This window comes from Ruegeria sp. CDSC002 (assembly GCF_059610905.1).
Genome location: NZ_JBXWOM010000006.1, coordinates 268,086 through 294,455 on the forward strand (window position 1 = coordinate 268,086; position 26,370 = coordinate 294,455).

The 26,370-nt window shown below is 57.1% G+C and carries 24 protein-coding genes, 1 tRNA gene, 1 pseudogene and 1 riboswitch; of the genes and pseudogenes, 9 read left to right on the top strand and 17 right to left on the bottom strand.

The features are described 5' to 3' along the window. The first annotated feature begins 71 nt into the window (after window positions 1-71). The gene (gene parE / locus AC2FJE_RS13455) at window positions 72-2,030 is read left to right on the top strand and encodes a DNA topoisomerase IV subunit B (RefSeq protein WP_282119887.1); all 1,959 of its coding nucleotides are present in this window, start codon (window positions 72-74) and stop codon (window positions 2,028-2,030) included. 51 nt (window positions 2,031-2,081) lie between these two features. Here parE and AC2FJE_RS13460 read toward each other — a convergent pair whose 3' ends face one another. Continuing rightward, window positions 2,082-2,684, bottom strand: a complete 603-nt coding sequence (locus AC2FJE_RS13460) for a DUF2726 domain-containing protein (RefSeq protein WP_496761045.1) — start codon at window positions 2,682-2,684, stop codon at window positions 2,082-2,084. Window positions 2,685-3,003: 319 nt separating this feature from the next. Between AC2FJE_RS13460 and AC2FJE_RS13465 the strand changes: the two genes are divergently transcribed. Continuing rightward, entirely contained in the window at window positions 3,004-3,285 is a 282-nt protein-coding gene (locus AC2FJE_RS13465) for a hypothetical protein (protein WP_282169233.1), read from the top strand. Between the two features lie 18 nt (window positions 3,286-3,303). Here the strand turns inward: AC2FJE_RS13465 and AC2FJE_RS13470 are convergent, their stop codons facing one another. From AC2FJE_RS13470 to AC2FJE_RS13515, 10 genes are all read right to left on the bottom strand, one after another. Continuing rightward, window positions 3,304-4,074 carry an alpha/beta hydrolase gene (locus AC2FJE_RS13470; RefSeq protein ID WP_496761046.1) on the bottom strand — a complete coding sequence of 257 codons (771 nt, stop codon included), beginning with the start codon at window positions 4,072-4,074 and terminating at the stop codon, window positions 3,304-3,306. Between the two features lie 68 nt (window positions 4,075-4,142). Continuing rightward, entirely contained in the window at window positions 4,143-4,982 is an 840-nt protein-coding gene (locus AC2FJE_RS13475; protein ID WP_496754620.1) for an EamA family transporter, read from the bottom strand. Between the two features lie 74 nt (window positions 4,983-5,056). After that, window positions 5,057-6,202: an iron-containing alcohol dehydrogenase gene (locus AC2FJE_RS13480; protein WP_496754622.1), complete on the bottom strand. Its 1,146-nt coding sequence runs from the start codon at window positions 6,200-6,202 to the stop codon at window positions 5,057-5,059. 67 nt (window positions 6,203-6,269) lie between these two features. Beyond that, complete coding sequence (locus AC2FJE_RS13485; RefSeq protein WP_496754624.1) at window positions 6,270-7,652, bottom strand: aldehyde dehydrogenase family protein; 1,383 nt, start codon at window positions 7,650-7,652, stop codon at window positions 6,270-6,272. A 129-nt stretch (window positions 7,653-7,781) separates the two neighbouring features. Beyond that, on the bottom strand, window positions 7,782-9,143 hold the full coding sequence (locus tag AC2FJE_RS13490) for a glutamine synthetase family protein (RefSeq protein WP_496754627.1): 1,362 nt from the start codon (window positions 9,141-9,143) through the stop codon (window positions 7,782-7,784). 50 nt (window positions 9,144-9,193) lie between these two features. Then, a complete protein-coding gene (locus AC2FJE_RS13495) occupies window positions 9,194-10,879 on the bottom strand; it encodes a Na/Pi cotransporter family protein (protein ID WP_496754629.1) in 1,686 nt (561 codons plus the stop codon). 148 nt (window positions 10,880-11,027) lie between these two features. Further along, the gene (locus AC2FJE_RS13500; RefSeq protein WP_058274157.1) at window positions 11,028-12,062 is read right to left on the bottom strand and encodes a TRAP transporter substrate-binding protein; all 1,035 of its coding nucleotides are present in this window, start codon (window positions 12,060-12,062) and stop codon (window positions 11,028-11,030) included. Window positions 12,063-12,112: 50 nt separating this feature from the next. Beyond that, entirely contained in the window at window positions 12,113-13,432 is a 1,320-nt protein-coding gene (locus AC2FJE_RS13505) for a TRAP transporter large permease (RefSeq protein WP_282169226.1), read from the bottom strand. Further along, on the bottom strand, window positions 13,429-14,013 hold the full coding sequence (locus AC2FJE_RS13510; RefSeq protein ID WP_496754631.1) for a TRAP transporter small permease subunit: 585 nt from the start codon (window positions 14,011-14,013) through the stop codon (window positions 13,429-13,431). Before AC2FJE_RS13510 ends, AC2FJE_RS13505 begins: the two co-directional genes overlap by 4 nt. Next, on the bottom strand, window positions 14,010-14,765 hold the full coding sequence (locus AC2FJE_RS13515; protein WP_496761047.1) for an N-formylglutamate amidohydrolase: 756 nt from the start codon (window positions 14,763-14,765) through the stop codon (window positions 14,010-14,012). Before AC2FJE_RS13515 ends, AC2FJE_RS13510 begins: the two co-directional genes overlap by 4 nt. Before the next feature lie 136 nt (window positions 14,766-14,901). On the opposite strand from AC2FJE_RS13515, the gene AC2FJE_RS13520 reads away from it, so the two are divergent. Together AC2FJE_RS13520 and AC2FJE_RS13525 are read left to right on the top strand one after the other, a co-directional pair. Then, complete coding sequence (locus AC2FJE_RS13520; RefSeq protein ID WP_108860251.1) at window positions 14,902-15,789, top strand: MurR/RpiR family transcriptional regulator; 888 nt, start codon at window positions 14,902-14,904, stop codon at window positions 15,787-15,789. Between the two features lie 78 nt (window positions 15,790-15,867). Next, window positions 15,868-16,623: pseudogene (locus AC2FJE_RS13525) on the top strand (hypothetical protein); the annotation flags it as partial. 7 nt (window positions 16,624-16,630) lie between these two features. Here AC2FJE_RS13525 and AC2FJE_RS13530 read toward each other — a convergent pair. Next, window positions 16,631-17,305, bottom strand: coding sequence for a TIGR04283 family arsenosugar biosynthesis glycosyltransferase (locus AC2FJE_RS13530; RefSeq protein WP_496754634.1), 675 nt, complete (start codon window positions 17,303-17,305; stop codon window positions 16,631-16,633). A gap of 74 nt (window positions 17,306-17,379) precedes the next feature. Here AC2FJE_RS13530 and ygfZ point away from each other — a divergent pair, with 74 nt between their 5' ends. After that, window positions 17,380-18,117 carry a CAF17-like 4Fe-4S cluster assembly/insertion protein YgfZ gene (gene ygfZ / locus AC2FJE_RS13535; RefSeq protein ID WP_496754636.1) on the top strand — a complete coding sequence of 246 codons (738 nt, stop codon included), beginning with the start codon at window positions 17,380-17,382 and terminating at the stop codon, window positions 18,115-18,117. Between the two features lie 106 nt (window positions 18,118-18,223). Then, window positions 18,224-19,168, top strand: coding sequence for an ABC transporter transmembrane domain-containing protein (locus AC2FJE_RS13540; RefSeq protein ID WP_282169222.1), 945 nt, complete (start codon window positions 18,224-18,226; stop codon window positions 19,166-19,168). Window positions 19,169-19,226: 58 nt separating this feature from the next. Here the strand turns inward: AC2FJE_RS13540 and efp are convergent, their stop codons facing one another. Further along, window positions 19,227-19,790 (bottom strand): elongation factor P, encoded by a 564-nt coding sequence (gene efp, locus AC2FJE_RS13545; RefSeq protein WP_058274164.1) that lies wholly within the window; start codon window positions 19,788-19,790, stop codon window positions 19,227-19,229. A 218-nt stretch (window positions 19,791-20,008) separates the two neighbouring features. Between efp and AC2FJE_RS13550 the strand changes: the two genes are divergently transcribed. Then, window positions 20,009-20,329 carry a DUF6280 family protein gene (locus AC2FJE_RS13550; protein ID WP_008757056.1) on the top strand — a complete coding sequence of 107 codons (321 nt, stop codon included), beginning with the start codon at window positions 20,009-20,011 and terminating at the stop codon, window positions 20,327-20,329. Window positions 20,330-20,402: 73 nt separating this feature from the next. On the opposite strand, the gene AC2FJE_RS13555 is transcribed toward AC2FJE_RS13550, so the two are convergent. Then, entirely contained in the window at window positions 20,403-20,972 is a 570-nt protein-coding gene (locus AC2FJE_RS13555; RefSeq protein ID WP_496754639.1) for a cobalamin biosynthesis protein CobQ, read from the bottom strand. A gap of 60 nt (window positions 20,973-21,032) precedes the next feature. Here AC2FJE_RS13555 and AC2FJE_RS13560 point away from each other — a divergent pair, with 60 nt between their 5' ends. Then, window positions 21,033-22,490: a cobyric acid synthase gene (locus AC2FJE_RS13560; RefSeq protein WP_496754641.1), complete on the top strand. Its 1,458-nt coding sequence runs from the start codon at window positions 21,033-21,035 to the stop codon at window positions 22,488-22,490. 3 nt (window positions 22,491-22,493) lie between these two features. Here AC2FJE_RS13560 and AC2FJE_RS13565 read toward each other — a convergent pair whose 3' ends face one another. From AC2FJE_RS13565 to AC2FJE_RS13575, 3 genes are all read right to left on the bottom strand, one after another. Then, window positions 22,494-23,258 (bottom strand): hypothetical protein, encoded by a 765-nt coding sequence (locus tag AC2FJE_RS13565; RefSeq protein ID WP_496754643.1) that lies wholly within the window; start codon window positions 23,256-23,258, stop codon window positions 22,494-22,496. A 74-nt stretch (window positions 23,259-23,332) separates the two neighbouring features. After that, on the bottom strand, window positions 23,333-24,751 hold the full coding sequence (locus AC2FJE_RS13570; RefSeq protein ID WP_282119905.1) for a TolC family outer membrane protein: 1,419 nt from the start codon (window positions 24,749-24,751) through the stop codon (window positions 23,333-23,335). Window positions 24,752-24,846: 95 nt separating this feature from the next. Then, entirely contained in the window at window positions 24,847-25,500 is a 654-nt protein-coding gene (locus AC2FJE_RS13575) for a protein-L-isoaspartate O-methyltransferase family protein (protein ID WP_496754786.1), read from the bottom strand. A 227-nt stretch (window positions 25,501-25,727) separates the two neighbouring features. Between AC2FJE_RS13575 and AC2FJE_RS13580 the strand changes: the two genes are divergently transcribed. Further along, window positions 25,728-25,801 (top strand) — tRNA-Cys (locus AC2FJE_RS13580). A gap of 286 nt (window positions 25,802-26,087) precedes the next feature. Beyond that, a riboswitch (cobalamin riboswitch) is annotated at window positions 26,088-26,297 on the top strand. The last annotated feature ends 73 nt before the right edge of the window (window positions 26,298-26,370 follow it).

Consider the following 26,370-nt stretch of genomic DNA (forward strand, 5'->3'; position numbering starts at 1 on the left):
TCGCGCGCCCCTTCCCCCGGACCACATCCCCTGCCATAATGGGACCAAACCCAAAAACAAGAGCAGCACCCATGCCCGACGATCTGTTGACGCCAGAAGCGACCAATACCTATGACGCCTCCTCGATCGAGGTGCTTGAAGGGCTGGAACCGGTCCGCAAACGCCCCGGTATGTATATCGGCGGCACGGATGAGCGTGCGCTGCACCATATGGTGGCCGAAATCCTCGACAACTCGATGGACGAAGCGGTCGCAGGTCACGCCAACCGGATTGAGGTCGAGCTGCACGCAGATTACGCACTGACGGTGCGAGACAACGGGCGCGGTATCCCGATTGATCCGCATCCCAAATTCCCGGACAAATCGGCGCTTGAAGTCATTCTTTGCACCCTACATGCGGGCGGCAAATTCTCGGGGAAAGCATATCAGACCTCGGGCGGTCTGCACGGTGTGGGTGCATCCGTGGTCAACGCCTTGTCGGATTCGATGGTCGTGCAGGTGGCGCGGGACAAGACTCTGTTCGAACAGCGGTTCTCGCGCGGGGTCCCGTTGGGTCCGGTCGAAAAGGTTGGCGCGGCCCCCAATCGACGTGGCACCACTGTGACGTTCCACGCAGATGCCGAAATCTTTGGCCATCACAAGTTCAAACCGGCGCGGCTGTTTAAATCCATCCGCTCCAAAGCCTACCTGTTCTCGGGCGTCGAAATCCGCTGGAAATCCCATATCGACGATGGCGAAACGCCAACCGAGGCCAGCTTCCACTTTCCCGGCGGGCTGTCGGACTACCTGAAGGAAACGATGAACGGCTCGTCCACCTATGCCGAGCAACCTTTTGCTGGCACCGTGGACTTTCGGGAAAAATTCGGTGCAGCAGGCAAGGTCGAATGGGCGATCAACTGGACGCCCTCGCGTGACGGGTTCATCCAGTCCTACTGTAACACTGTCCCCACCCCCGAAGGCGGCACTCATGTCGCCGGGTTCTGGGCTGCAGTCCTGAAAGGGATCAAGGCTTATGGCGAACTGATCAACAACAAGAAGGCCGCGCAGATTACCCGCGACGACCTGATCACTGGTGGCTGCGCGCTGGTGTCCTGCTTTATCAGCGAGCCGGAATTCGTGGGCCAGACCAAAGACCGCCTCGCCACGGTCGAAGCACAACGGTTGGTAGAGAATTCGGTCCGCGACCATTTCGATAACTGGCTGGCCGCGGACACGAAATCCGCCGGTGCTATTCTCGATTTCCTCATTCTGAGGTCCGAAGAACGTCTGCGCCGACGCGCCGAGAAAGAAACACAACGTAAGTCCGCCACTAAAAAACTTCGTCTCCCCGGCAAGTTGGTGGACTGTTCTAGTTCAACACGCGACGGAACGGAATTATTCATCGTCGAAGGAGATTCTGCGGGCGGCTCGGCCAAGATGGGTCGCAACCGCAAAACGCAGGCCCTTTTGCCCCTGCGCGGCAAGATCCTGAACGTGCTGGGCGCAGCCAGTTCCAAGCTGGGCACCAATGCCGAGATCAACGATCTGACGCAGGCGCTGGGTGTCGGTCTTGGCACCAAGTTCAATGTCGACGACTTGCGCTATGACAAGATCATAATCATGACTGACGCGGATGTGGACGGCGCGCATATCGCGGCGCTGTTGATGACGTTCTTCTTTACACAGATGCGCCCGATGATCGACACGGGCCACCTGTATCTGGCCTGCCCGCCCCTGTATCGCCTGACGCAAGGCGCTAAACGCGTCTACTGTCTGGACGAGGCCGAGCGCGACGAGTGGCTTGAGAAAGGTCTGGGCGGCAAGGGCAAGATCGACGTCTCGCGCTTCAAGGGTCTGGGTGAGATGGACGCTAAGGACTTGAAAGAGACCACAATGGACCCCGCGTCCCGGAAATTGATCCGCGTCACCATCGACGAGGACGAACCCGGTGAGACCGGCGATCTGGTCGAGCGCCTGATGGGCAAAAAACCCGAACTGCGGTTCCAATACATTCAGGAAAACGCGCGGTTTGTGGAGGAGTTGGATGTTTGATGGTTGAAGTGCCTCCACCAAAATAATGTTGAACCTAGGCTCCTTTCAAGTTCATCGCAGTTTTAGTGATGCTTGGTCGTCGGAAACAACATACTTTTCCACTCGGTCTTTGAATTCCGTAGGGGTCATCCCTTTTTCAACTTCCAAAAATGGAATTCCTGCCCTTCTCAATGCTTCTCGTTTTACCGCATCTCGCATGAATGCCTTTTCTTGATGATGCCCACTTCCTTGATACTCGACTGCCAACACAACAAAGCCGTTTTTGTCAACGACACAGAAATCCAGTCTTTTGGAGTTGATAGAAGCAAATGCATCTTTCTTTTTCTTCCAATCACTCTCTTCTTTGCTCGGCTTTATTATTTCGCCCAAACTGGTTTGTGCCATCACACGGTGACCATTTCCATTGTCACGAACGATGGCTTCTAAGGACTTAAAAACCCGATACTCGGATGAATTCATCAACTTAACTTTTTCGAATCCAACTAACGAAACTGCTTCAAGTTGGTTCTTCGGATCCGCTAAACCCCAATTGTTTTCAGGGCCAAATTGGATTGCTTTGCGCCGATAAGGCTTTCTTCGAAGTTTGCTACGCAGTTTGGTTACCAAAACCGCAATTAGTAGAAGTATAGCCAATAAAACAATGTTGTTATCCATTAGAACTTCCTTCCAAACAAAACGTAGCAAGCATGGGCTCAGCACCTTAACTTATCATTTGACGAAAGCTGGAAGTGTGTAAACACATGTCATGCCCGTCACCCATGGGCATATGTCGCGCGTTTGTGTAACATGCTTCCGATCATGCATTCGGTGGATGGGTCGGAGCTTCCCCACAACAGCCCCCCAAACACCCCCCTTGCCTAACCCGTTGATCCCGTTCACACTTGCGCGCAATTGTCATCAAAGAACAAATTTTGAGGATCCGAGCGTCCAAGACCCAATTTGAACGAACATAAATTTCGAACGGGAGGACAATATGAAAGCACTAACCCTCGGGCTGGCCTTTGCCTTGCTGGCCAGTCAGGCAAGCGCGCAGCAGTCGCTGATCGGCGCATCGCCTATTCCGGTCGGAGCAGAGTTACGGTTCTGCTATTACAATGGCCTCGCTTATTCGGTGGACGCCTTTGTTGTGATCTCTGGCAACAACACCGTGACCGAAACGTCCAGTACGCGCGAAGAACACCTTCTGCGTTGTATCAAAGGCGGCGACGGTGCCATGAAGTGGAAACCGGAGAGCGGTATTCAGGTCAATCGCTGAACTGAAAGGTCGGGCCTTCTAGCCCACCTTCCCCTCCAGCCAGTCTGCAATCCGGCCGGCGGGATACTCCCAGCCAGGCTCCATAAACAGGAAATGCGCGTGGTTTTTCACGGGCATAAACGTCGCGCGATCCCCGTACAGGTTGGCCAGAGCACGGCAGGTGTCGGGGTTGACGGCGCGGTCCTCGGTCCCTGACATGATCAGCACCGGGCAGTCGACCTTGTCGATGTCGACCTTCATCGCGTGGTGATCGTCGAACATCCAAAAGAACATCTCGAACATCACCCGCCCGCTTTCGGCCCCCAGCTGGTCTAACACCTCATGCTGCTGCGCCTCGGGCATCTTGTTCAACGCAAAAGGGGCCATCAGGTCGAACTCGACATGCATGGGTTGCTTCCAGAACGCCCCACCCTCCATCAGCGCGCGCGGGATGGCGCGTTCATCGTCGGTTTCGGGCAAGGTGCCCCACGGCGCGTTCGGATTGATCAGGACAATAGCACTGGCCAATCCGCACGCGGCCACTTGCTGCGCCACAACACCCGCGATGGCATGGCCGAGGATGACCGGCTTGCTGTCCAAGCCCTGCACGAACTCGGCAATATCATTGGCATAATCCGCGACACTGGTATCCGTAAGGCCGGGGTCAGGCTCGGCCTTGGGGTCCCCACCATGAAAGCGCAGCGCAGGAGTATGCACGGTCCAGCCGCGCGCGCGGAAGAAACCCGCGTAGTCCGCCATACACCAAGGTCCGGCAAAAGCCCCGTGGATCAGAACAATCTCTTTGGTCATCAAAACGCCCTCTCGTCACTCGCCCCCACTATGCGAGACGACGGGCGCGCGCGGCAAGACTGCTGGGCTCAGACGGACATACCGATCAGGGCTACGCCAACGGCCATCAGTAGGGCCGCACCAAGGCGACGCATCCAGTTGCCTTCATGCAGGAAGATGAACCCGATCAGCGCAGCGAAGATCACTGAAGTCTCACGCAGTGCTGAAACCGCACCCAGTGGTGCGAAATTCTTGGCGTAAAGCACCAGACCATAGGCCGTCATCGACACCAGCCCGCCCAGGATGCCGATCATCCAGACCTTTGCAGGAAGCTGTGCTAACGTGTCCCGTTTTTTGATGCCGACAAAGCCCGCAATGAACAGATGCAGGAACGCACCCCATGCCCAATAGCTGAGCGTATTGCCCGACAATCGCACCCCGATGCCATCCACGACCGAATAAATCGAGATGCAAAACCCTGTACCGAGCGCAAACCACAGCGCCCAGCGCCCGACGCCGGACCGCAAGGCACTCCAACTGCTGAGCTGAATACCAAGCGCGATCAGCGCAATCCCGCCCCATGCCTGCAGCGGCAGAACCTCGCCCACCAGTATCATCGCCCAGAGTGAGACCAACGCAGGCACGATACCACGGGCGATCGGATAGACGACGCTCAGATCCCCATGCTCATAGGCTTTGCCCAGCATGTAGTAGTACCCAAAATGCACGACGGTCGAGATCAGGATATAGGGAAAGCTCTCAGCACTGGGCAGCGGCAGCAGCAGGACCATGGCCGTTGCAGGGATTACATGCCCAAATGCGACAAGGCCCAAAGTGGTCGTTCGGTCGGCGGCTGTTTTGACGATGGCGTTCCACACCGCATGCAGCAACGCAGCCGTCAAAATGATGGCAATGACAAACAGAGTCACGTCCGAACCTTTCGCGCAGAGGGAACCGGCCCAAGATACGGGCCGGTTTCGTTACTTGCACAGAGCAAGACCGATCACAATGCAGCCTTGAACAGAGCGGTCAGATTGTCCTCTGTCAATTCGATTGGGTTACCACCACAAGACGGATCGATGATCGCGCCTCGCACGAGTTCCGGGATCGCTGCTTCGGTCACACCCAGTTCGGACAGCCTAGTTGGGATACCCAGCGAGTCGTTGAACGACTGGACAAAACCGCGGACGCCATCAAAGCCGCCATCAATTCCCAGATAGGCTGCCGCCGACTGAAACCGATCAGCGATAGCTGGCGCATTGAACTCCAGCACTGCAGGCATGCAAACCGCATTAGTTGTGCCGTGGTGAGTGTTGAAAACCGCGCCAATCGGATGGCTCATGGCGTGGATCGCGCCTAGGCCTTTCTGAAAGGCGGTCGCCCCCATGGCTGCCGCGCTCATCATCTGCGCGCGGGCCTCGATATCCGTGCCATCTTCATAAGCGCGTGGCAGGTACTCCTTGACCAGCCGCATACCTTCCAGCGCAATACCGTGGCTCATCGGATGATAATGCGGGCTGGAATACGCCTCGACGCAATGCGCAAATGCATCCAGACCTGTGCCCGCCGTGATGAACTTGGGCATGCCAACTGTCAGCTCGGGGTCGCAGATCACCACTGTCGGCAGAACCTTGGGATGGAATATGATCTTTTTTGCGTGGGTTTCGGAATTCGTGATGACACTGGCGCGCCCGACCTCGGACCCGGTCCCGGCTGTGGTCGGCACAGCGATAATCGGCGCGATGACATCGGCATCGGCGCGAGTCCACCAATCGCCGATATCCTCGAAATCCCAAACTGGGCGCGTCTGCCCTGCCATAAAGGCAACCATCTTGCCCAGATCCAACCCGGAACCGCCGCCAAAAGCGATCACACCATCATGGCCGCCCGCGCTATAGGCCTCGACACCAGCCTCAAGATTTTTTTCGTTCGGGTTCGGATCCACATCGCTGAACAACCCGCGCCCTAGCCCTGCGGCCTCCATGATATCCAGCGTCGCCGCGGTGATCGGTAGATCGGCCAACCCTTTGTCGGTGACCAACAACGGCCTTTTCATACCAGCGGCAGCACATGCCTCGGGCAGTTCCTTGATGCGGCCTGCGCCGAATTTGATAGCGGTCGGATAGGACCAGTTTCCAACAAGTGACATGTCAGGATTCCTTTGTGATTTGAGACCTGCCCGGCCGAGGGGGTCTGAACCGGGCAGGCCGTTGCCCTTAGCCCGTGACCTTTTTCAGGTGGTAGGATTTAGGACGTGTCAGGTTGTGATAGCCAATGACGGACAAACCGCCGCCGCGGCCGGTATTCTTGCAGCCGGTCCAGCAAAGGCCCGGATCCAGATAATCGGCACGGTTCATGAACACGGTTCCAGTTTCGATCGCATCGCCCACGCGTGCGGCCCGTTCTACATCGCGGGTCCACAGGCTGGCGGTCAGACCAAATTCACTGTCATTCATCAAGGCGATGGCTTCGTCGTCCGAAGACACTTTCATAATGCCGACCACAGGGCCGAAACTCTCGTCCCGCATCACCCGCATGTCATGGGTGACGTTGGTCAGGATCTGCGGTGTCAGATAGGCCCCGCCATCGTCTTCGGGGAACGTGCCGATATGAGCCACCGCCCCGGCCCCAACGGCCTCAGCAATCTGCGCGCGCACCTCTTTGGCAAAGCGCACATTGGCCATCGGACCGATCGTCGTATCGCTGTCCAGAGGATTGCCCAGCTTATAGCCTTTCACCACATCGACTGCCTTGGCGACGAAGTCGTCATAAAGGCTTTCGTGCACATAAATCCGCTCAATCCCACAACAGCACTGGCCCGAGTTGAACATGGCACCGTCGATCAGCGTATCGACCGCTGCATCCAGATCAGCGTCATCCATGACATAGCCCGGATCCTTGCCACCCAGCTCGGTGCCAACACCGGTGAATGTCCCAGCAGCCGCGCGCTCCATAGCTTGGCCACCACCTACTGACCCGGTGAAGTTCACAAAGTCGAACACATTGCCTGCGATCAGGTCATTAGTCACGTCATGGCTCAGGAAGACATTCTGAAACACATCTTCGGGTATACCTACGGAATGAAACGCTTGCGCCATGCGCTCGCCCACCAGCAGCGTCTGCGTGGCGTGTTTCAGGATCACAGTGTTCCCCGCGATCAGCGCCGGGGCCACAGTGTTGATTGCGGTCATGTAGGGATAGTTCCAGGGCGCCACTACAAAGACCACGCCGTGTGGAATGCGCTTGATATAGCGTTTGAAGGTTTCATCCTCGCCCACTGCGATATCAGCCAGAGACGCCTCGGCAATCTGAGCCATATGGCTCGCACGCTCGTTAAAGCCGCCAAACTCACCGCCATAACGTACCGGACGACCCATCATATGCGCCAACTCGGGCACAATCTCATCGTTCATCGCCCCAACCGCAGCCACGCCTGCCATGACAAGATCGATACGTTCCTGCAACGGCCGCGCCGCCCATTCTGCCTGTGCCGCCCGCGATCGCGCTGCAGCTTCAAACGCTGTATCCCGTGACAACACCTCACGTTCAGCAAAAACCGATCCATCAATCGGCGAGACACATTTCAACATCTGCCCCATATCCACTCCAATTCCGAAAGAAACAGGAACCCTGCTTCATCTAGCCACAAATATCCCGGGGGCTGCCATTGGTGCGCCATTGGTTCGAGCGCCAATGGCGGCGGGCGAAGCCCCCAGCCGGACCCAATCTCAAGCCCGCTCAAACCCTCGGGCAATTTCCCAATCCGTCACAACCCGCTCGAATTCCTCGATCTCGACTTCCGCCGCGCGGGTATAGTGATCGACCACCTCTTCGCCCATGGCTGCCCGCAGCATCGATGACCCGTGCAACGCATCCCGTGCTGCGCGCAGATTGCCGGGGATCATGCCGGTGTCTCCCTGATAGACATCACCGGTGGTGGGCGATTGCAGTTCCAGGCCTTCTTCAATACCGGCAATCCCGGCGGCCAACATGCCAGCCATCGCCAGATACGGGTTCATATCTGATCCCGGAATACGACACTCAACCCTTACGGCCTTCGTCCCATCGCCGCACAGACGGAAGCCAGCCGTACGGTTGTCCACCGACCAGATAATCCGTGTCGGCGCAAAGGTGCCCTTCATGAAGCGCTTGTAACTGTTGATGTAGGGGGCCATGAAATAGGTATAGTCACCGGCGTATTTCAACAAACCAGCCATATAGCATTTCATCAGCGCCGACATACCCAACGCGTCATCCGCATCATAAAACGCCGGCTTGCCATCCGCCCAAAGCGACTGATGCACGTGGGACGAGCTGCCCACCTTGTCATGGTGCCACTTCGGCAGGAATGTCGCCGCGTGACCGTGTTGCCAGGCGATCTCTTTCACCGCGTTCTTGGCGATCGAATGGTATTCGGCCGTGTCCATCGCCGGTGCATATTTGATGTTCAGCTCTTCCTGCCCGGTCTCGGCCTCGCCTTTCGAGTTCTCAACCGGAATCCCCGCATTCCACAGATGGTTGCGGATCGGGCGCATCACATGCTCTTCCTTGGTGGTCTGAAGGATGTGATAATCTTCGTTATAGCCCGAGATCGGCTCCAGATCGCGGAACCCTTCCTTGCGGATCTGGTCAAAGCTCTTCTCAAAGAGGAAAAACTCCAGCTCGGTGGCGCACATCGCGTCATAGCCCATGGCCTTCAGCCGGTTGACCTGCTTCTTCAAAATAGACCGAGGCGCGTGTGGAACCTCTTCATGGGTGTGGTGATCCAGCACATCGCACATCACCATCGCCGTGCCTTCCAGCCACGGCACTGGGCGCAGCGTGCTCAGGTCCGGCTTCATGACATAATCGCCATAACCCCGCTCCCAACTGGTCGAGGCATAGCCGTCGGGTGTCGCCATCTCCAGATCTGTGGCCAGCAGGTAGTTGCAGCAATGTGTCTCTTCCCATGCGCCCGCCACGAAATGGCCTGCGTGAAACCGCTTACCCATCAGGCGGCCCTGCATGTCCACCATGCAGACCAGCACCGTGTCGACCTCGCCCGCCTCGAATTTGGCTTTCAGATCAGCCAAAATCGCATCATTGCCCATCATTGGTATCCTTTGTCACTTACAGAGACCTCGGTTTCGATTACCTGCCGTCAGTCATCGTTGGCTTCTTTTTCCATTTCCATCACCAGGCGCGTTTCCAGAACCTGACCGCTTTTGTAGAGGATCGGATAGGCGATGGCGGCGATGTGCCCATGCAGATCACGCATGGACCGCAGCGTTTCCAGGTGCAGATCGGAGGACTGGAAACTCTCAGTCTGACCGCGCTCCAACCGTTTGAGGTGCGCCTTGCGGCTATTGCGGGACATCCGCTTGACCTCGGCCTTGTCCAACACCAGCCGTCGGGCACAATCCATGTCGTCCACCAACAGCACGTGACGCGCCAGCGAGAAGCTTTCCAGAATGGCCGCGTGCAAATCTTTCAGCTCTTTCCAGCCCTGCGCTGAGAACTCCGAACGTTCGGTGTGTTTGATCTGCGCCGTCCGGGTCATCCGGTTGGAGACGACATCGCCCGCAGCTTCAAGACGGATGGCATATTCGACCAACCCTCGTGCGGCTTTGATCTGCCCTTTGCTCATATTCTGCCGCGGCATGCGCGCGACGAAACGGCGGATCTCGGTCAGTTGCGTATTCACCCGCTCGTCCTGCTGCCAAAGCGCTGAAATCGCGTCACTGTCATCCTGTTCGTAGATATCCAAAACGGGCCGGAACATACGCTCGACTTGCGTGATCATCTGCAACAGCTCGTGACGCACCGAGGACATCGCAACGCTGGCCCTTTCGCCGCTGGGGTCCCCCAGCGGTGTCAGCGCATCCGAAAACTGATCCAGCGCATTGGCCTCGGCTTTGGGCTCCGCCATCAGAAGGGCCATCGGCTGTTCCAACTGGTTCACGAAGCCTGTGGCCAGCAGGAATACAGCCAAATTGAAACCGATATGTGCAAAAATTAGAGACTGCGCCGGGCTCGTCACCAATAGCGCCTCTTGCAACCCGCCAACATTCACGACGATCAGCATTACCAGCGCCGCGCTTCCCCGCAATAAGAGGTTGGCCAGAGGAATACGCCGGGCTGAGACGGTCATATCGCGCGTCAGCCACATTGGAATAAAGGCCGAACCCAGATTTGCTCCCAGCACCAGCGACAACCCGGCGGCAAAGGGAATTGCACCGATCTGAACCAAGGCCACGCACATCAGGATCGTTGCGACCGAGCTGTGCATGACAAAGGCCAGCACTGCGCCGACAATGAAGGCGCTGAAATAATCGGTCTCAAGATACCCCGCGATTGCGGGCAAAAACGCGCTTTCGCGGATCGGCTCAACTGCTTCGCGCAGGAATTGAAGCGAGATCAGGATAAAGGCGACGCCCAGAACGATCCGCCCCATAAGCCGGACATTCGACCGTTCGGATTTCAGATACAGCCAGCCGCCCAAAGCCAGCAATGCGGGTTGAAGCCAGCCTAGGTCATAGGACAGAACCTGAATGACCAGCGCGGCGCCCAGATCAGCACCCAGCACACCCGCCAGCGCCATCCCAAACGTCACCATCCCTGCCGCAGCGAAACCTGTCAGCAAAACCGTAACGGCGGCCGAGCTTTGCAGGATCGTGGCCAGAACCATGCCTGCCCCACCCGCAACAAAGCTGTTGGAGTGGCGCGTCAGGATCGACTGGAACAGCGCACCAAAACGCCGTTCGATACCGGTACGAACCAAGCGTACGGCAAATAGCAGCAACATGGTTGCGGCAAAAATCTCAATCAAAAAGCTCGCGATAGCCATATGTTCAAACCTCGTCTGACCGGTGCGCACAAATGTGCTTCCGGTTTTGTTTTTCTATTCTTGGAACAGACGAGAGCATAAATGGTGTCGCTTATTGATGTCCAATCCCGACGCACGGGGTGCCCCACGCGTCGGGAAGAAGGGTTTCTTAGGTGTAACGATAGGGCCGACCGGCCTTCAGCATCTCGGCGTTGTAACGCTTGAAGATGTCGACAACTTTCGCTTTGGTCTCGGACTCAGCTGCAACTTCGTCCCAGAACTTCACGGCAGCTTCCTCAACGGTCACCCATTCTTCGTCCGGGATAGAGGTCAATTGCATCTTCGTGCCGTTGACGCGCAGGTTGGCCTCACCACCCCAATACCACCACTGACGGTAGTAATGTGACTGATCACAGCAGACCTTGAACAGGGTCTGCAGGTCTTCGGGCAGTTCGTTCCAGCGATCCATGTTGGCAAAGAAGTGACCCGCCCAGGCGCCCGACACGTTGTTGGTCAGGAAATAGTTGGTCACATCGGCCCAGCCAACAGTGTAGTCTTCGGTGATGCCCGACCAAGCGATGCCATCCAGTTCGCCCGTTTGAACTGCAACCTCGATGTCTTCCCACGGCAGGGTGACCGGCACGACGCCAAACTGTGACAGGAAGCGACCCGCAGTCGGGAATGTGAAGATGCGCTTGCCCTTCATATCCGCCAGCGAGTTGATCGGATCTTTGGTCGCAAAGTGGCATGGGTCCCATGCACCGGCGCTGATGTGCTTGACGCCGACCTTGGAATATTCTTCGTCCCAGATCTCGTTCAGGCCCCACTGGTTGAACAGCACGGGCACGTCCAGTGAATACCGCGAAGCGAATGGGAAATAGCCGCCGAACACGGTGACTTCGGTCGGTGATGCCATCGAGTCATCGTCCGACTGAACCGCGTCGATGGTGCCTTTCTGCATCGCGCGGAACAGCTCACCCGTCGGTACCAGCTGATCAGCATAGAACAGCTCGATCTGCATCCGGTCACCGGCGATCTGGTTGAACATCTTGATCGCAGGATCAATTACATGCTCAGCTAGCGCAGGACCTGCATAGGTCTGCATCCGCCATGTGATCGTGTTCTGCGCCAAGGCAGGCGTCGCCAGTGGTGCGGCAGCAACGCCAACCCCAGCGGTTTTCAGAAACTTACGTCTTGTCGTCATGTCAATTCCTCTCCGTTAAAGTTTCTGTGCCCGTTCACCGAGCATTCTTGTTAATTTCCATAGACATACCCGGGCAACCACAGTGCGATTTCCGGGAAAATCATGATGATTGTCAGCGCCAGCACCATCACCGCGACAAAAGGAAAGATCGAGCCATAGATGTCCCGCAGGGTGATCTCGGGCGGGGCCATCGCGCGCATCAGGAACAGGTTGTACCCGAAGGGCGGCGTCATATAAGCGATCTGAGTCGTGATCGTATAAAGCACCCCGTACCAGATCAGATCAAAGCCCAACTCGCCGACCAGCGGGACATACAGCGGTGCCACGATGACCAGCATTGCCGTGTCATCCAGGAACGTGCCCATGACGATAAAGCTCAGCTGCATCAGGATCAGGATCATCCAGGGCGACAAGCCAAGTTGATCGGTGAACAGATTGTCGATGGCTTTCACCGCGCCGAGACCGTCAAATACGGCCCCAAAGCCCAGCGCGGCCAGAATGATCCACATGAACATGCAGGAAATGGCCAACGTCTGCTTGGTGCAGTCTTCGAAAATCTTCCAGGTCATGCGGCGCTTGATGACGGACACAGCCAGAGCGGTCAGCGCTCCGATCGCCGAGCTTTCGACCAGTGACGTCCAGCCATTCACAAACGGCACCATCATGGCCGCAAAGATGATCAGCGGCAGCGCCCCTGCCCCCAGAAGCCGGATCTTCTCGGCCCGCGGCACCTCATGCGCGTCTTCCATTGCGGGTCCCAGCTCGGGCTGAATGCGGCAGCGGATCCAGATGTAGAGAATGAACATCGCAGCCATCAGCAGACCCGGGATAATCCCCGCCAGCCACAGTTGCCCAACAGGCTGGCGCGCGATCATCGCATAGAGGACCAGAACGACCGAGGGAGGAACCAGAATACCAAGACTGGACCCGGCCTGAATGACCCCGGTCACCATCGTCTTGTCGTAGCCGCGCCGAAGCAGTTCCGGCAGCGCAATGGTCGCGCCAATGGCCATACCTGCAACGCTCAGGCCATTCATGGCCGAGACCAGCACCATAAGACCGATGGTGCCGATGGCCAGACCACCATTGATAGGCCCCATCCAGACGTGGAACATCTTATACAAGTCATCCGCCAGCCGGCTTTCGCTGAGCACATACCCCATGAAAATAAACATCGGCAGCGTCAGCAGCGGATACCATTTCATTAGCTTCATCGCGGCCGAGAACGTAATGTCCTGCCCGCCTGTGCCCCAAAGCGCCAGCGCGGCAATGGTAGCCACCGCGCCAATCGCGCCAAAGACGCGCTGACCTGTGAACAACATCAGCATCATCAACGCGAACATGAAGATGGCGATATATTCCTGGCTCATGCCCGCACGACCCCGATTTCCTGCCCGTTGATCCGGGCTATGTCTTTGAAGAATTCCGATATCGCCTGCAGCAGCATCAGGAAGAAGCCGAACACCATGATGGTTTTTACTGGCCAGATATAAGGCCGCCACGCCGTTGATGAGCGTTCAAGCCGCCCGATTTCCTCTGTGCCTGTCAGAAGGCCAATGAAGTAGGAAACCGGTTCATCGCCCCAATAGCCAAGGCTGTAGGCCGTTGACCCGAGCCCACCGTAAAACAAGACGCCCAGGTAGAAGATCAGCAGCAGCACCGTGAAGGCATCAAACCACGCTTTCCGGTGTGGGCTCCAGTTGTGATAAAACAGGTCCATACGTACGTTCGATCCCAACTGGATCGAATACGGTCCGCCCATAATGTAATAGGTCACCATCGCGAACTGCGCCATTTCCAGCGTCCAATGCGATGGCACGAAAAACGTCTTCGAGATCGAGGACCACAGCAGGATGCCCATCATCACGAACAGGCCCCACATCATGACCCGTCCGATCCGGTAGTTGACCGCATCGACGATCCGGACATATGACGCCATCGCTTTGATCACGCCGCGCCCCCTTTCTGAAACTCTGCAAGGGTCCGCGCGATCCATGACGCCAGACAGTCGGCCATCGCCTCTTGCTGCTCGGGCGTTTGTATCAGGTCATTACGGATCTCGATCATGACGTTCAACAGCCCGTTCGGCAGCGCCTGCGCGTCAAGGGTATGAGCAACTCCGTCCGCCGCCGAATACGGCTCATTCAAGCGAGTCTCATAGGGTTGGTCGGCGGGTGCTGTCATCATCATTGCCTGGGCGAACCGGTCGTCCGTCCCGTGTAATATGCCCAGTTCCACCTCACGCGTCTGACCATGATAGACTGGTGTAAAGCTGTGGACCGTGACCATAAGTTCAAGCGTATCCCCGTTTTGAGAGATTAGTTCAGACAGCGCCCTGCTGAAGGGCCGGTAGATGCTCTCAATCCTGCTTTCGCGCTCTTCCTCGGACAGATCGACATTCGCTGGGATTTGATAGTCCTCGCTGCGCGCCGGCATGGCCCCTGCGGCTTCAGGAGGGCGATTGCAGTCATAGACCAGCCGGGACACCCCGCCATACACCAGCGGTGCCGACAGGCGTGCCGCCATCAGCTTGGCCACGGCCAATGCCCCCGGATCCCACGCGATGTGGCTTTGCAGCGCGTCCACGGGCAATCCCATATCCCCCAAAAACGCGGGAACGCGGCTGGACGCGTGTTCGCAGACCAGCATTACCGAAAGGGGACCATCTACTGTGTCCGTGTGAACGACTGTTCCGAAGTCCAAAATACCGCCTTGCGATTCCAATTAAGATGCGTGTGGAAAAATTTCCACAAGAGACCTTAACCTGTCAATATTTTTCCTGTATAAATTTCACCACTCTTGATCTTGCTGAAAAATTATTCACACTAAGATCGAAAAGATGCAGGAGGAACGCCGCGTGCGGGTGACGGACAGGCTGCTGGCCCACAAAGACAAGATGACCCCATCCGAGCGTCAACTGGTCAGTGTATTGCTGGACGACTACCCCATGGCCGGCCTTGGCAGCATCACCGAGCTGGCCAGCACCGCCTCAGTTTCGACCACGACCGTCGCACGAATGCTGCAGAAAACCGGCTTTGACGGCTATCCGCAGTTTCAGGCCGCCCTTCGGGGTGAGGTGAAAGAGATGATCTCGGGGCCGGTCGCCAAGCGTGACCTGTGGCAGAACGACCTGCCCGAAGAACACATCCTGAACCGGTATTCCCAACAGACTCTCGCCAATCAGAAACGCACGATTGATGAGGTTGACCCCGGTGAATTCGACAGCTTCTGCAATCTGTTATGTGACCCCAACAGGCGCATTTTCATTACCGGCGGCCGCATCACCGGTACGCTGGCCCAATACTTGTACCTGCACCTGCAGATGATCCGCCCGGATGTCCGACTACTGCCCGTTGCGGCATCGTGGACGCATGACTTGCTGGACATACGCAAAGATGATGTGCTGGTGACGCTGGATGTTCGCCGATATGAAAACGCGTCACTGCTGATCGGCCAGCTGTGCCATGAACGTGAGGCTGAAATTGTTCTGTTCACCGATCAGTGGCGCTCACCCATTCATCGGCTGGCCAAACACACCTTTGCTGCGCGCATTGCCGTGCCGTCCGCGTGGGACTCCATGGCAGCCATTCTGGTTTTGATGGAATGCGTCATCGCCGAAGTACAAGAACGGCTGTGGGATTCGGTTAAAGAGCGCACGGATGAGCTGGAACAAGCTTTTGACCGCACCAAACTGTTCCGGAAATTCGGTCAAAGCTCGGGCTCATAACGGCTTTTTACCACCCAAACAGAACAACTGAGCGTGAGGAGTGTTGCCAGCCGCATGGCAGGCCGTCACTTTGAAGGCATGAGTTTCGTGACCCAGAACCAACTGCCGCTTTTGATCCTGTTCTTTCTGATTGGATCGATTGGCACCGCCTTTCTTTTCCGTAAACCCGCCGGGCATCGTGCCTGGAAACTCGCGGACCTCGTCTGGGTTGTGCTGGGTGGCGTTGGCGCGCTGGTCGCGGTTTTGGCCGGGCTTTACACTTCGGATAGCTCGCGACTGGACCGCCAGATAGACGTCGCTTACGCCGCCGGGCTGGCCTTTGACCGCGATGCCGCGCGATTCCGGCTGCGGTTTTGCGACCCGGCCTTTGATCCAGATACTGCCATTCTGTGCGAAAAGGTTGAATTCCTGTCGGCCTCAACCGCCAGCAATGCCGACCTGCCATTGTTCATCGCAGTCACAAATGAGGTCGCGCCACTGCAGGGGCTGCATTTTTTGTTTGGCAGTCAGGCAAAAGACGAACAGGACGAAATGCGCGCAATGGCCGACAAGGCTGATGCGTTCAACATCGATCAGTTCCTAGTCTTTACCACTCTGGACGACATAACACAGGCCGCGATCGACAACATGCGCCGCAAGGTTCCCGCGATTGCCGGAGACTATCTGATCCTGGCGCAAAGCTATGATGATCTGGTGGAACAGGTCGGCAAGTTGAAGGACGAATGGGAATACCTGCAAGACAATGCGCATATACTTGTACTGCAGATCATCGCGTTATGTCTGGTCAGTTTCGCGGCGCCGTTCCGTCTGGGCAAATCTGTGGTCGAGCTGCGCGCGTCGCTCAGCGCCGATAGTCCTGCGCCAGCTTCGCAGGATCTGCCCCCAGAAAATACCGCGTCAGAGTCCACAGGTTCCGCCCTCCCCGACACAACCAGCCCGCACGCTCATAGCGATCCGCGCTCGTAACTGCCCGGCTGGGCAGCAAAGTGATGCCGCGCAAACTGCGGACCAAAGCGACGTCCTCCATCAAGGGTTGATCAGGAAAGCCCCCCGCCTTTCGATACATCTCACTCGGGACCAACAGGCCCTGATCGCCATATGGCAGGCCAAAAAGACGACTGCGCAGATTGGCCCAACCCGCCACCCATGCCGGCGCAAAGCCTGACGCCCGAAACGCCAAGCGAAAAGCAGCCGGGGTTCCGGTGAAAAGATGGTCGCCTACAACCTTACCCCACCCCGCTTGCAAAACCGTGTCGGCATGCAAAACAAGCAGCCAGTCCCCTTTGGCTGCGGCGCATCCTCGGGCCAATTGCCCCCCGCGCGAAGGTGGCCCGGTCACGATCTCAGCCCCGGCCTCATCTGCAATCTTTAAAGTCTGATCGGCCGACCCTCCGTCCGAGACGATCAATTCGCGGATCAGCCCCGCATGCAGGCCCTCCATCAAGGCCGCAAGGGTCGCGGGAAGGTTCCCGTCCGAATTCAGGGTCGGGATAACGATGCTAATCGGCGCAGGCACGGCGGAAACCCTCTGGTCATGGCAGCGGAAACCCCTATATCACGAGGTCCGAGGAAAAGACGAGGACAACCCAGATGCCCAACCGCCGTATATTGCGCCTGAGCGGCTCGGACACCGACAGCTTTCTTCAAGGGTTGATCACCAACGACATCGCAGGGTTGGACAATGGGCTGGTCTACGCCGCCCTGCTGACCCCACAAGGCAAATACCTGGCGGACTTCTTTCTGAAGCGCGAGGGTGACGCGGTTTTGCTGGATGTTGCCGAAGGCCTTGCCGATGGATTTGCCAAACGGTTGGGCATGTACAAGCTGCGTGCAGATGTCAGCATCGAAGACAGCGGCCTGAACCTGCAGCGCGGCACTGGCCCTGCGCCCGAAGGTGCCCTGCCCGACCCAAGGCACCCGGATATGGGCTGGCGGGCCTTTACAGCGGGTGCGGAAAGCGACGACGGTACAGATTGGGATGAAATCCGCGTGCGACACTGCATTCCGGAAACTGGAATCGAACTGACACCCGAAAGCTATATCCTTGAGGCCGGGTTCGAGGCGCTAAACGGCGTGGACTTCAAGAAAGGCTGTTATGTCGGGCAAGAGGTCACCGCGCGGATGAAACACAAGACTGAACTGCGCAAGGGTCTGCGCAGCGTTAGCGTCGCTGGGTCTGCGGCGGTTGGAACTGCGATTACTTCCGGCGGAAAACCGGCGGGTACATTGTTCACCCAATCCAATGGCCGCGGGATCGCCTATTTGCGATTGGACCGCGTGGGTGACGACATGCAGGCCGGTGACGCCACCATACAGTTGGACACTTGACGTGTTGCCGAACCGGCACGGCTGAGCAACCGACTGATTTGGTTTGGTTTGAACATAGCCAAGCGCGCTGTCACACTGGTTTGAATTCAGCAATCCGGATGCACGTATGTTCCAGCTATACAGGGCAATCTGGCGCGCCAGCGCCGGGCGGCAGATCATCCTTATCGTTCTGTCCATCGCAATCGCGGGTCTGGCTGCAGTTCCGCTGGAGTTTCAGCGCGACATCATCAACCACCTGACCTCTGCCGACGTAACTACGGACAAGCTGATCTACCTGGGTGCTGGAATGATGTCCGTCATCCTACTCAGCCTCGCCCTAAAGTGGCTTTTGAGTTATCGCGCAGGAACGTTGGGCGAAGATCTGATCCGCATGATCCGCCAAAGGCTGCTGCTGCGTGCCTCAGATATCAATGTCTCGGGCGAAACGATGCGCAAGGGCACGATGACCACGGCGATTTCAGCCGAGGCAGAAGAGCTGGGGAAATTCGCGGGCGGCGCTTTCTCGGACCCGGTCGTTCAGATCGGCACGTTGATCAGTGTGATCGGCTATATCTCGTCAACACAACCGGGGCTGGGCATGATCGCCTTTTCGATGATCGTGCCGCAGATCATCATCGTGCTGGTATCCCAACGCAAGGTGAATGTATTTGTCGCCGAACGTGTCCGGATATTACGCGGAGCCAACGATAAGCTGAATGTCGAGCGGATCAACGAAATCGCGCGCGAGGTTGAGGCGCAGTTCGACGAGATCTACGAAACACGGCGCAAGATGTTCATCTGGAAGCTTTCGGCCAAGTTTCTACTGAGCGTCATAAACGGAGCCGGAACCGTCGGCGTCCTGATGTTGGGCGGCTATTTGGTTCTGAACGGGAAAACGGATGTCGGCACTGTGGTCGCCGCCACAAGCGGTCTCAGCCGCATTCAGGGCCCCACGGCATTCCTGATCGCCTTTTACCGGCAGGTCAGCGCCAATCGCATTAAGTATGAACTGATGCTTGAACTGTTTGGCCCCAACCCCGAACGGTATCGCCAAATCAGACGGGGCAGCTGACAAATAAACCGCGCGGCACGGGTCCACGCGGTTTTTCTTTACTCTGGCAAACGCGTGGTTAGGCGCGTTCGGAATAATCCATGGTTTCGGTGTTCACCACGATCATCTCATCCTGACCGACGAATGGCGGCACCATGACTTTGACACCGTTGTCCAGAATGGCCGGCTTGAACGAATTCGCGGCGGTTTGACCTTTGACCACAGGCTCGGTCTCAACGATCTTGCAGGTCACTTTCTGAGGCACCGTGGCGTTCAGAGCTTCGCTTTCATAAAATTCGACGACAATTGTCATGCCGTCCTGCAGAAACGGGCGGCGTTCGCCCAGCAGTTCCGCAGGCAATTCGATCTGCTCATATGTCTCGGAATCCATGAAAACCAGCATGCCGTCAGATTCGTACAGAAACTGCTGATCTTTCTGCTCAAGACGCACGCGTTCCACTTTGTCAGCCGAGCGGAACCGCTCGTTCAATTTCGAACCATTGCGCAGATTGCGCAGTTCGACCTGTGCAAAAGCGCCGCCTTTACCGGGCTTTACGTGGTCAACTTTGACTGCAGCCCATAGCCCGCCGTTATGCTCAAGCACATTTCCGGGGCGAATTTCGTTCCCATTTATCTTGGGCATGACTTAAATCCTTCACAAACGGTTGATGCGTCAGTTCCCGCTCCTATATCTGGCGGGAACACACCTGACAAGATGACGAGACTTAGTGCTGCACCTGCAGCAAGCTATGCAAATGACGCAACGCAACTATGCATTTTAAGTGTATCCGAATCGCACTTAATCGGTCATAAGAACCGTCACGCCGAAAATGCAAGAGCAAGAACAACAAGGAAGACGAGATGAGAGATTTCGTTGACGGCACTGCCTTTAACAACGAGCAAGGCAATCGTGCACGCAAACTTTTCGCGGCTGTCGTACTGGCTGCGCTGGATGACGCTATTGCCGATGACAAAAAATATGGCAATGGTCCGGAACAAATCGCCCGCTGGGCGCGTTCTCGTGATGGTCGCGAGGTCCTGTCCTGCGCGGGTATCGACCCGAATGAGCGCGTTGTTGGCGGACTGATGGAGTTCGTTGGACGTGGTGTGCGCACCTCGGTTGCGCTGTCGCGTGAAGAAAGCGAACGTCGCAACGCGGCCCAACAAGCAGAAGCCGCCTGATCCAAGGTGACTTTCGCATGAAAAAGCGCGCTCCCTAGCTGGGAGCGCGCTTTTCTTATTCTTATGCCATCAATCAAAAGAACAACAGCCACTGCCGCGCGACCCACAGTTCGGCCATCAGCAGCAGGGCAAAGAACGCTTTCGCCCAGATGGACAAGCCGCGACGCCACAAAATGGCGTAACACGTGACACAAAGCACGGCCGAAATTGGCGCCACCCATAAGGCGTGATGCGAGCTGTCCCAATAGCTGACGGGGCTGTGAAACACCCAATCGCTGATTGGCCAAAACTGTGGCCGCCCGTCCCCGGCATGCAACAGAAAATCCATCGAAAGATGCAGCAACCCGGCGGACGTCCCAACGGTCCAAACCTTCCAGCGCATCCATACCCCGACAAGCAAGGCACCCCCCCAAAGGACAAAGGAATTGTCGATAGCAAACACGGTCTGCCAGCCGTCGGAAAAATAAAGCTGGTCGAAGACCACGCTTGCGGGAATCCCAAGTACGTAAAGGGACGTGCCCGCCATCAGGTAAAGCGACAGGTCCGGCAATAGCGAACCCAACAGAGCCGCCCACAGGATACGTCCCTGGGCTGGGCGGGCAAAGGCGGCAGCTCCGATCAAAAGATGCGCTGGCGTGTTCAACTTTGGCTTTTCCTTTGCCCGCAAATCAGGTCATCTGCGCGTCAACATAGGAGACAGGCCATGGTTCGGTCCATCATGATTCAGGGCACCGGCAGCAATGTCGGGAAATCGGTTCTAGTGGCCGGTCTGGCGCGGGCTTTCACCCGGCGCGGGTTACGTGTTGCACCGTTCAAACCACAGAACATGTCGAACAATGCCGCCGTCACCGAAAATGGCGGCGAGATAGGGCGCGCACAGGCTTTGCAAGCGCTGGCGGCGGGGCGTGCGACGCATACAGACATGAACCCGATTCTGCTGAAGCCGGAAACCGACACTGGTGCTCAGATCATCGTACAAGGCCAACGCGCAGGCACGATGAAAGCGGGCGATTACCGCAAGGATAAATCCAAACTGCTGGGCGCAGCGCTTGAAAGCTTTGACCGCTTGTGCAGCGACGCGGATCTTGTCCTGATCGAAGGCGCGGGCAGCCCGGCCGAAGTCAACCTGCGCAAGGGTGACATCGCCAATATGGGATTTGCGCGCGCTGCAGGCGTACCCGTTATTCTGGTGGGTGACATTCACCGCGGGGGTGTCATTGCCCAGATCGTAGGCACCCAGGCGGTATTGGATGCAGGTGATCTTGATATGATCCGGGGTTTTGCCGTCAATCGGTTCAAGGGCGACGTATCCCTTTTCGATGATGGTCGCGATGAAATCGCTGCGCGTACCGGATGGCCCTGTCTGGGCGTCGTTCCCTGGTTCCATGATGCGTGGAAACTGCCAGCCGAGGATATGATGGATATCCGGTCCCACTCTGGCGGGGCCTGCAAGGTGGTTGTTCCGCAGTTAGAACGCATGGCAAATTTTGACGACCTCGACCCTTTGTCTGCCGAACCCGGTGTCTCGGTCGAGATCGTGCCAGCAGGACGCCCCCTGCCCGGTGATGCCGATTTGGTACTGCTGCCCGGCAGCAAATCCACCATTGGCGATCTGGCTTATTTCCGGGCTCAGGGCTGGGATATCGACCTATATGCCCATGTCCGCCGGGGCGGCCATGTTCTGGGCCTGTGCGGCGGCTATCAAATGCTGGGCAAGACAATCGCTGATCCGGATGGCGTCGACGGACAACCGGGAACTGTTGAAGCGTTAGGCCTGCTGGATGTTGAGACCGTGATGGCAGGGAAGAAACAGGTAACGCTCACTTCGGCCCGCGCCCTTAACGGAGGAGAACCGGTGTTGGGCTACGAAATCCACATGGGCCGTACCGAAGGCCCTGATTGCGCCCGCGCTTGGCTAGAGGTCGAGGGGCGACCAGAAGGTGCTGCAAACGCCTCTGGTCGTATCCGCGGTAGTTACCTGCACGGTATCTTCAGTTCGGACGCATTCCGCGCGACTTACCTGTCGCGATTGGGCGTGACCTCGGACCTGGCCTATGAAGACGGGGTCGAAGATACGTTGAACGCGCTGGCCGACCACCTTGAACAAAATATGGATCTGGACCGCCTTCTGGCGCTTGCAGAAACGCCCAAAAGCGTCTGAGTGTTACTCGAGGTCCTGCTCGGCCAGGGCTTTGTAGATTTCGCGCCGGACCATCTTACGGACGTTGCGGGTGATACGTTCGCCCAAAACACCCTGCAATTCTTCACGGACAACCTCAGCGATCATTTTGCGCAATGCGTCTTCGCTAATACCAGCTATCGCTGAATCTTCCGCTGCTGCTTCGACTGGGTGAACAGGTGGTGCGGTGATCACCTCGGGGTCGCGAACGAAAGTTGCCTTGGTCGTCGCGACAGCTTCTTTGGCCTTTGCCTGAGTGGGTTCGGCTTTCTTTCCCTCGGTATCCGTAAATTCTTTGCGCGCGCTGAATTCAAGGGCCTTCGCCGGAGTACCGGAGTACTCGTCTTCGCTTTCGCCATCCGGCTCCCACTGGTCCTCAGTGCGTGCAATCGCCGCTTCTAGGGCTTCGATCTTTGCGCTCAGACTGTTGGTCGGGTTTTTGGGCGGCTCTGGCGCGGCCTGTTCTTTGTTGGCGGGGTCTTCACGATTAACGATGTCGCACGCGCGCAGAAGCATCGGCTTGACCGACGCGTCGGCCGTGTAGCCTGCTTTGACCTCTGCTTCATTCTCCGGGCCGTCCTGAATGCTGGACGTTCCGCCGACTCGCAATGCATCGGTAAGTACCAATCGCCCGGGCTTGCGGGCGATTGAAGGCGCCGACTCCGAGGTTTGCTCACCTCTTTCACCGACTAGCCGTTTGATCGAGGACAGCACGTCCTCTACTCTGCCGTTCACGACTTTTTCCGTCATTGTTCTCTACCGCTCTATCCTCAGGATTGAGTGTAGCCAAACAAACCGGTCGTCACAACAGATAGTATTGGCCCTTAGTCGCGACGCAACGCTTTGAGAACGCGATCCAGGTCCTTGCTTTGTCTGCTGACCTGAGCCGGCGCTTTCTTGACCAGGTTATAGTACAGCGTCGGATCATAGATCTGCACGGCCAGTCCCAAACGTTCGGCGGTCAACAGGCCCTGTGCCTGCACTAACTGGTATGCGGCCCGCGATCGCTCGATCCGCGATGCAACCTCGGCCAGTTGCGCGTCCAGCAAATCCTGCTGTGCGTTCAGAACATCCAGCGTGGTCCGGGCACCCAAAGTAGCTTCTTCGCGGATACCATCAAATGCCACCTGCGATGCGCGCACCCGTTCGGTCGACGCCCGCAAACTTGCTGACGCGGCTTGGAAACGGGCGTAGGCATCTGTCACACCCTGAGTGATATCTTTCTGCACATTCAACAGGTTGGCGCGCGATGCATCCCGTGTAGCCATGGCGCGGCGCACGCTTGCGGCCAAACGGCCACCAGCGTAAATCGGCTGACTGAAGTTCAGCGAAACACTGCCGTCTTCGATATTGTCATCGTTGTCATAGGTCTCAGTGATACCGGCGTCGGCGTTCAGGCTGACATTCGGACCCAGGTTGGCGCGCTGTTGCGCAACGATCAGGTCGAAGGCACGCACCTGATGCTGTGCCGAAAGAATGGCGGGGTGGTTTCGCTGCGCCAGGCTGACGGCCTGCGGTTCCGAGCTTGGCAGATTTGGCAGGCTCGGTTGACCAGCTGTGCGTCCGGGCGATTTGCCAACGGCATTCACGTATTCCGCCCGCGCCGTGTCGAGGTTACCGCGTGCAACGGCCAGATCAGCTTGCGAGCTTGCAAGCTGGGCTTGTGACAGCGCAACGTCCGTACGCGTGACTTCGCCAACATCAAACCGGTCCTGCGATGCGCGCAGTTCCTCGGCCGATACATCGACGTTGTTCAGGCGAATCTGTACGGTTTCTTCCTGCAGCAGCACTTCGAGATACGCATTGGCACCGCGGAACAAAACCTGCTGTTCGATATCAACAAGGGTCTGCCTGGTCGACAGCACCGTTTCTTGCGCCGATTGCTTGCCCAAAACAGCGGCCCCACCATCGTAGAGCAGTTGGCTGAGGGTCAGCCCCGTAAAGAAGTTGTTCGGGTCGGTTCTTGTCACCACATCGCTGACGTTGCGACGGTTATAGTTGCTGCTAATCGCGACCGTCCAGTTGATGATCGGTCGAAGCGCTGACAATGCAATTGCCACGTCTTCGTCCGCCGCACGCAACAATGCGCGGTTCTGTTCCAGCAACCCGCTGGTATTGTACGCGCCAATGAATGCGTCAGTAATATTGTCGGCCCAAACGGCCCGTCCCGGTACAAAGCTAAGTGCGACCCCCGCAGTCAGCGCCAGCGCCTTGACCAGCTTTCCTCCCGCCATAGAACTCATAACGAAATCCTCTCAAATCAAAATTACGCTGCTCTGCCGACAGTTTGCGCGTTTGTGTTCAACTAATCAAGGCGGCAGAACAATCCGCCATAAAACTATAGCGAAAATACACGGTCCGTGGAAAATGCCTGCAAAATCGGTGCATTGGCATTAAACGCGTCCCGCCAAGTCACCCGATCCCCAGATTTATGGCCGATACGGACGATCCCCAGTGCACCTTGGACAAAAAGGCACGCAATTCGCCCATGGTCCTTAAGCTGCGCGATCAACGCATCCGGAACCTGTTCCACACCACCCTGGATCATAATCACGTCATAGGGCCCATGTTCGGGGGCACCTTGTTCAAGAGGGCCGACATGGACAATCGCATTGTCAGCCTCCGCCTCCATCAGGATAGACTGAGATTCGGCCGCCAGATTTTCATCTTCCTCCACGGCAACAACCAGCTGTGCCATGCGCGCGGCGACTGCCGTCGAATACCCCAAGGCCGGAGCAATATCCAAAACCGACTCGTCGTTCGAAATGTTCAATATGTCCAGAATCTTAGCTAGGGTCCGCGGCTCCAACATACAGCGCCCATCACCCAGTTCGATCAATCCCTCGACATATGCCGCTTCGCGCTTCGCGTCCGGCACGAAATTCTCGCGCTTGACGGTCAGCATCGCGTCTATGATGGGAAACTTCGTGACATCAGAAGGACGTATCTGCGTATCGACCATCGTCCGGCGGCGGGCTGCGAAATCTGTCATTGGATCGCTCATCTTGCTCCCTTGGGTGATTGAGTTCTGCCACATCCTTGAAAAACCGGCAACGGCCCAGACACGGAAACTTTCCAATCTTCACAAGATACAACGTCGCAACCAAAGACTAAGTTGGCACCCGGCCCTGAAATTTGCGCTCCCCCCTCTGGACGCTCCTGTCGAAAGCTGCTAAAACGCCGATCACACCACGGCAAGTATTTGATTTTACTTGAAAAGGCGAGTTGGCGGAGTGGTGACGCAGCGGATTGCAAATCCGTGTACACCGGTTCGATTCCGGTACTCGCCTCCATTTATTTCCAAGCACTTAGCTTTCTGCGCTGCTTTCGCAATTTCGGACGCCTAAAGTTCAGTATCAGATGCATGTTGCGATTGCGGGTCCAGCGATTCCATTTACACAACCGCACTACTTGATTGCCAAACTGAGAAGTGCTGAATCATCTGCGACGGCCGGGCTGAATTGCGCCTCGCTGCGTGATCGGATCGCATCGGATGCCGCTGACTGACTTCGGCAAGTCGCTTTTCTGACGTAGCGGGTTTTCAAACCCCAGTCGTGCTTGACAAGCCCCCTGCTCGTGCCGCATGTCGCATGCGTTGGTGTCCATCCCCGGATGGATGAAAAGGGAATGTGCCAGCGGTTATTCCGCCAAGCACAGCCGCCCCCGCGACCGTGACCGGAGAGGGTGCCCAAAGCCACTGGCCTAATAGGCCGGGAAGGCGGGACATCCGACAGAGGCCCGCCTCTGACATCCGCAAGCCGGGAGACCTGCCAGCACCCGAAGTTGAAACCGGGCGGGGTGTTCCGGTGTCGGGTCCATGTGCAGACGCGTGGCCCGCATGAAACCCCGTCCCCCGTATAAA

Excerpts from the sequence above, each read along its gene's own strand:
- parE (WP_282119887.1), top strand. The coding sequence starts at position 72 with ATGCCCGACGATCTGTTGACGCCAGAAGCGACCAATACCTATGACGCC.
- AC2FJE_RS13460 (WP_496761045.1), bottom strand. The coding sequence starts at position 2,684 with ATGGATAACAACATTGTTTTATTGGCTATACTTCTACTAATTGCGGTT.
- AC2FJE_RS13465 (WP_282169233.1), top strand. The coding sequence starts at position 3,004 with ATGAAAGCACTAACCCTCGGGCTGGCCTTTGCCTTGCTGGCCAGTCAG.
- AC2FJE_RS13470 (WP_496761046.1), bottom strand. The coding sequence starts at position 4,074 with ATGACCAAAGAGATTGTTCTGATCCACGGGGCTTTTGCCGGACCTTGG.
- AC2FJE_RS13480 (WP_496754622.1), bottom strand. The coding sequence starts at position 6,202 with ATGTCACTTGTTGGAAACTGGTCCTATCCGACCGCTATCAAATTCGGC.
- AC2FJE_RS13485 (WP_496754624.1), bottom strand. The coding sequence starts at position 7,652 with ATGGGGCAGATGTTGAAATGTGTCTCGCCGATTGATGGATCGGTTTTT.
- AC2FJE_RS13490 (WP_496754627.1), bottom strand. The coding sequence starts at position 9,143 with ATGGGCAATGATGCGATTTTGGCTGATCTGAAAGCCAAATTCGAGGCG.
- AC2FJE_RS13495 (WP_496754629.1), bottom strand. The coding sequence starts at position 10,879 with ATGGCTATCGCGAGCTTTTTGATTGAGATTTTTGCCGCAACCATGTTG.
- AC2FJE_RS13500 (WP_058274157.1), bottom strand. The coding sequence starts at position 12,062 with ATGACGACAAGACGTAAGTTTCTGAAAACCGCTGGGGTTGGCGTTGCT.
- AC2FJE_RS13505 (WP_282169226.1), bottom strand. The coding sequence starts at position 13,432 with ATGAGCCAGGAATATATCGCCATCTTCATGTTCGCGTTGATGATGCTG.
- AC2FJE_RS13520 (WP_108860251.1), top strand. The coding sequence starts at position 14,902 with ATGCAGGAGGAACGCCGCGTGCGGGTGACGGACAGGCTGCTGGCCCAC.
- ygfZ (WP_496754636.1), top strand. The coding sequence starts at position 17,380 with ATGCCCAACCGCCGTATATTGCGCCTGAGCGGCTCGGACACCGACAGC.
- AC2FJE_RS13540 (WP_282169222.1), top strand. The coding sequence starts at position 18,224 with ATGTTCCAGCTATACAGGGCAATCTGGCGCGCCAGCGCCGGGCGGCAG.
- efp (WP_058274164.1), bottom strand. The coding sequence starts at position 19,790 with ATGCCCAAGATAAATGGGAACGAAATTCGCCCCGGAAATGTGCTTGAG.
- AC2FJE_RS13550 (WP_008757056.1), top strand. The coding sequence starts at position 20,009 with ATGAGAGATTTCGTTGACGGCACTGCCTTTAACAACGAGCAAGGCAAT.
- AC2FJE_RS13560 (WP_496754641.1), top strand. The coding sequence starts at position 21,033 with ATGGTTCGGTCCATCATGATTCAGGGCACCGGCAGCAATGTCGGGAAA.
- AC2FJE_RS13565 (WP_496754643.1), bottom strand. The coding sequence starts at position 23,258 with ATGACGGAAAAAGTCGTGAACGGCAGAGTAGAGGACGTGCTGTCCTCG.
- AC2FJE_RS13570 (WP_282119905.1), bottom strand. The coding sequence starts at position 24,751 with ATGAGTTCTATGGCGGGAGGAAAGCTGGTCAAGGCGCTGGCGCTGACT.
- AC2FJE_RS13575 (WP_496754786.1), bottom strand. The coding sequence starts at position 25,500 with ATGACAGATTTCGCAGCCCGCCGCCGGACGATGGTCGATACGCAGATA.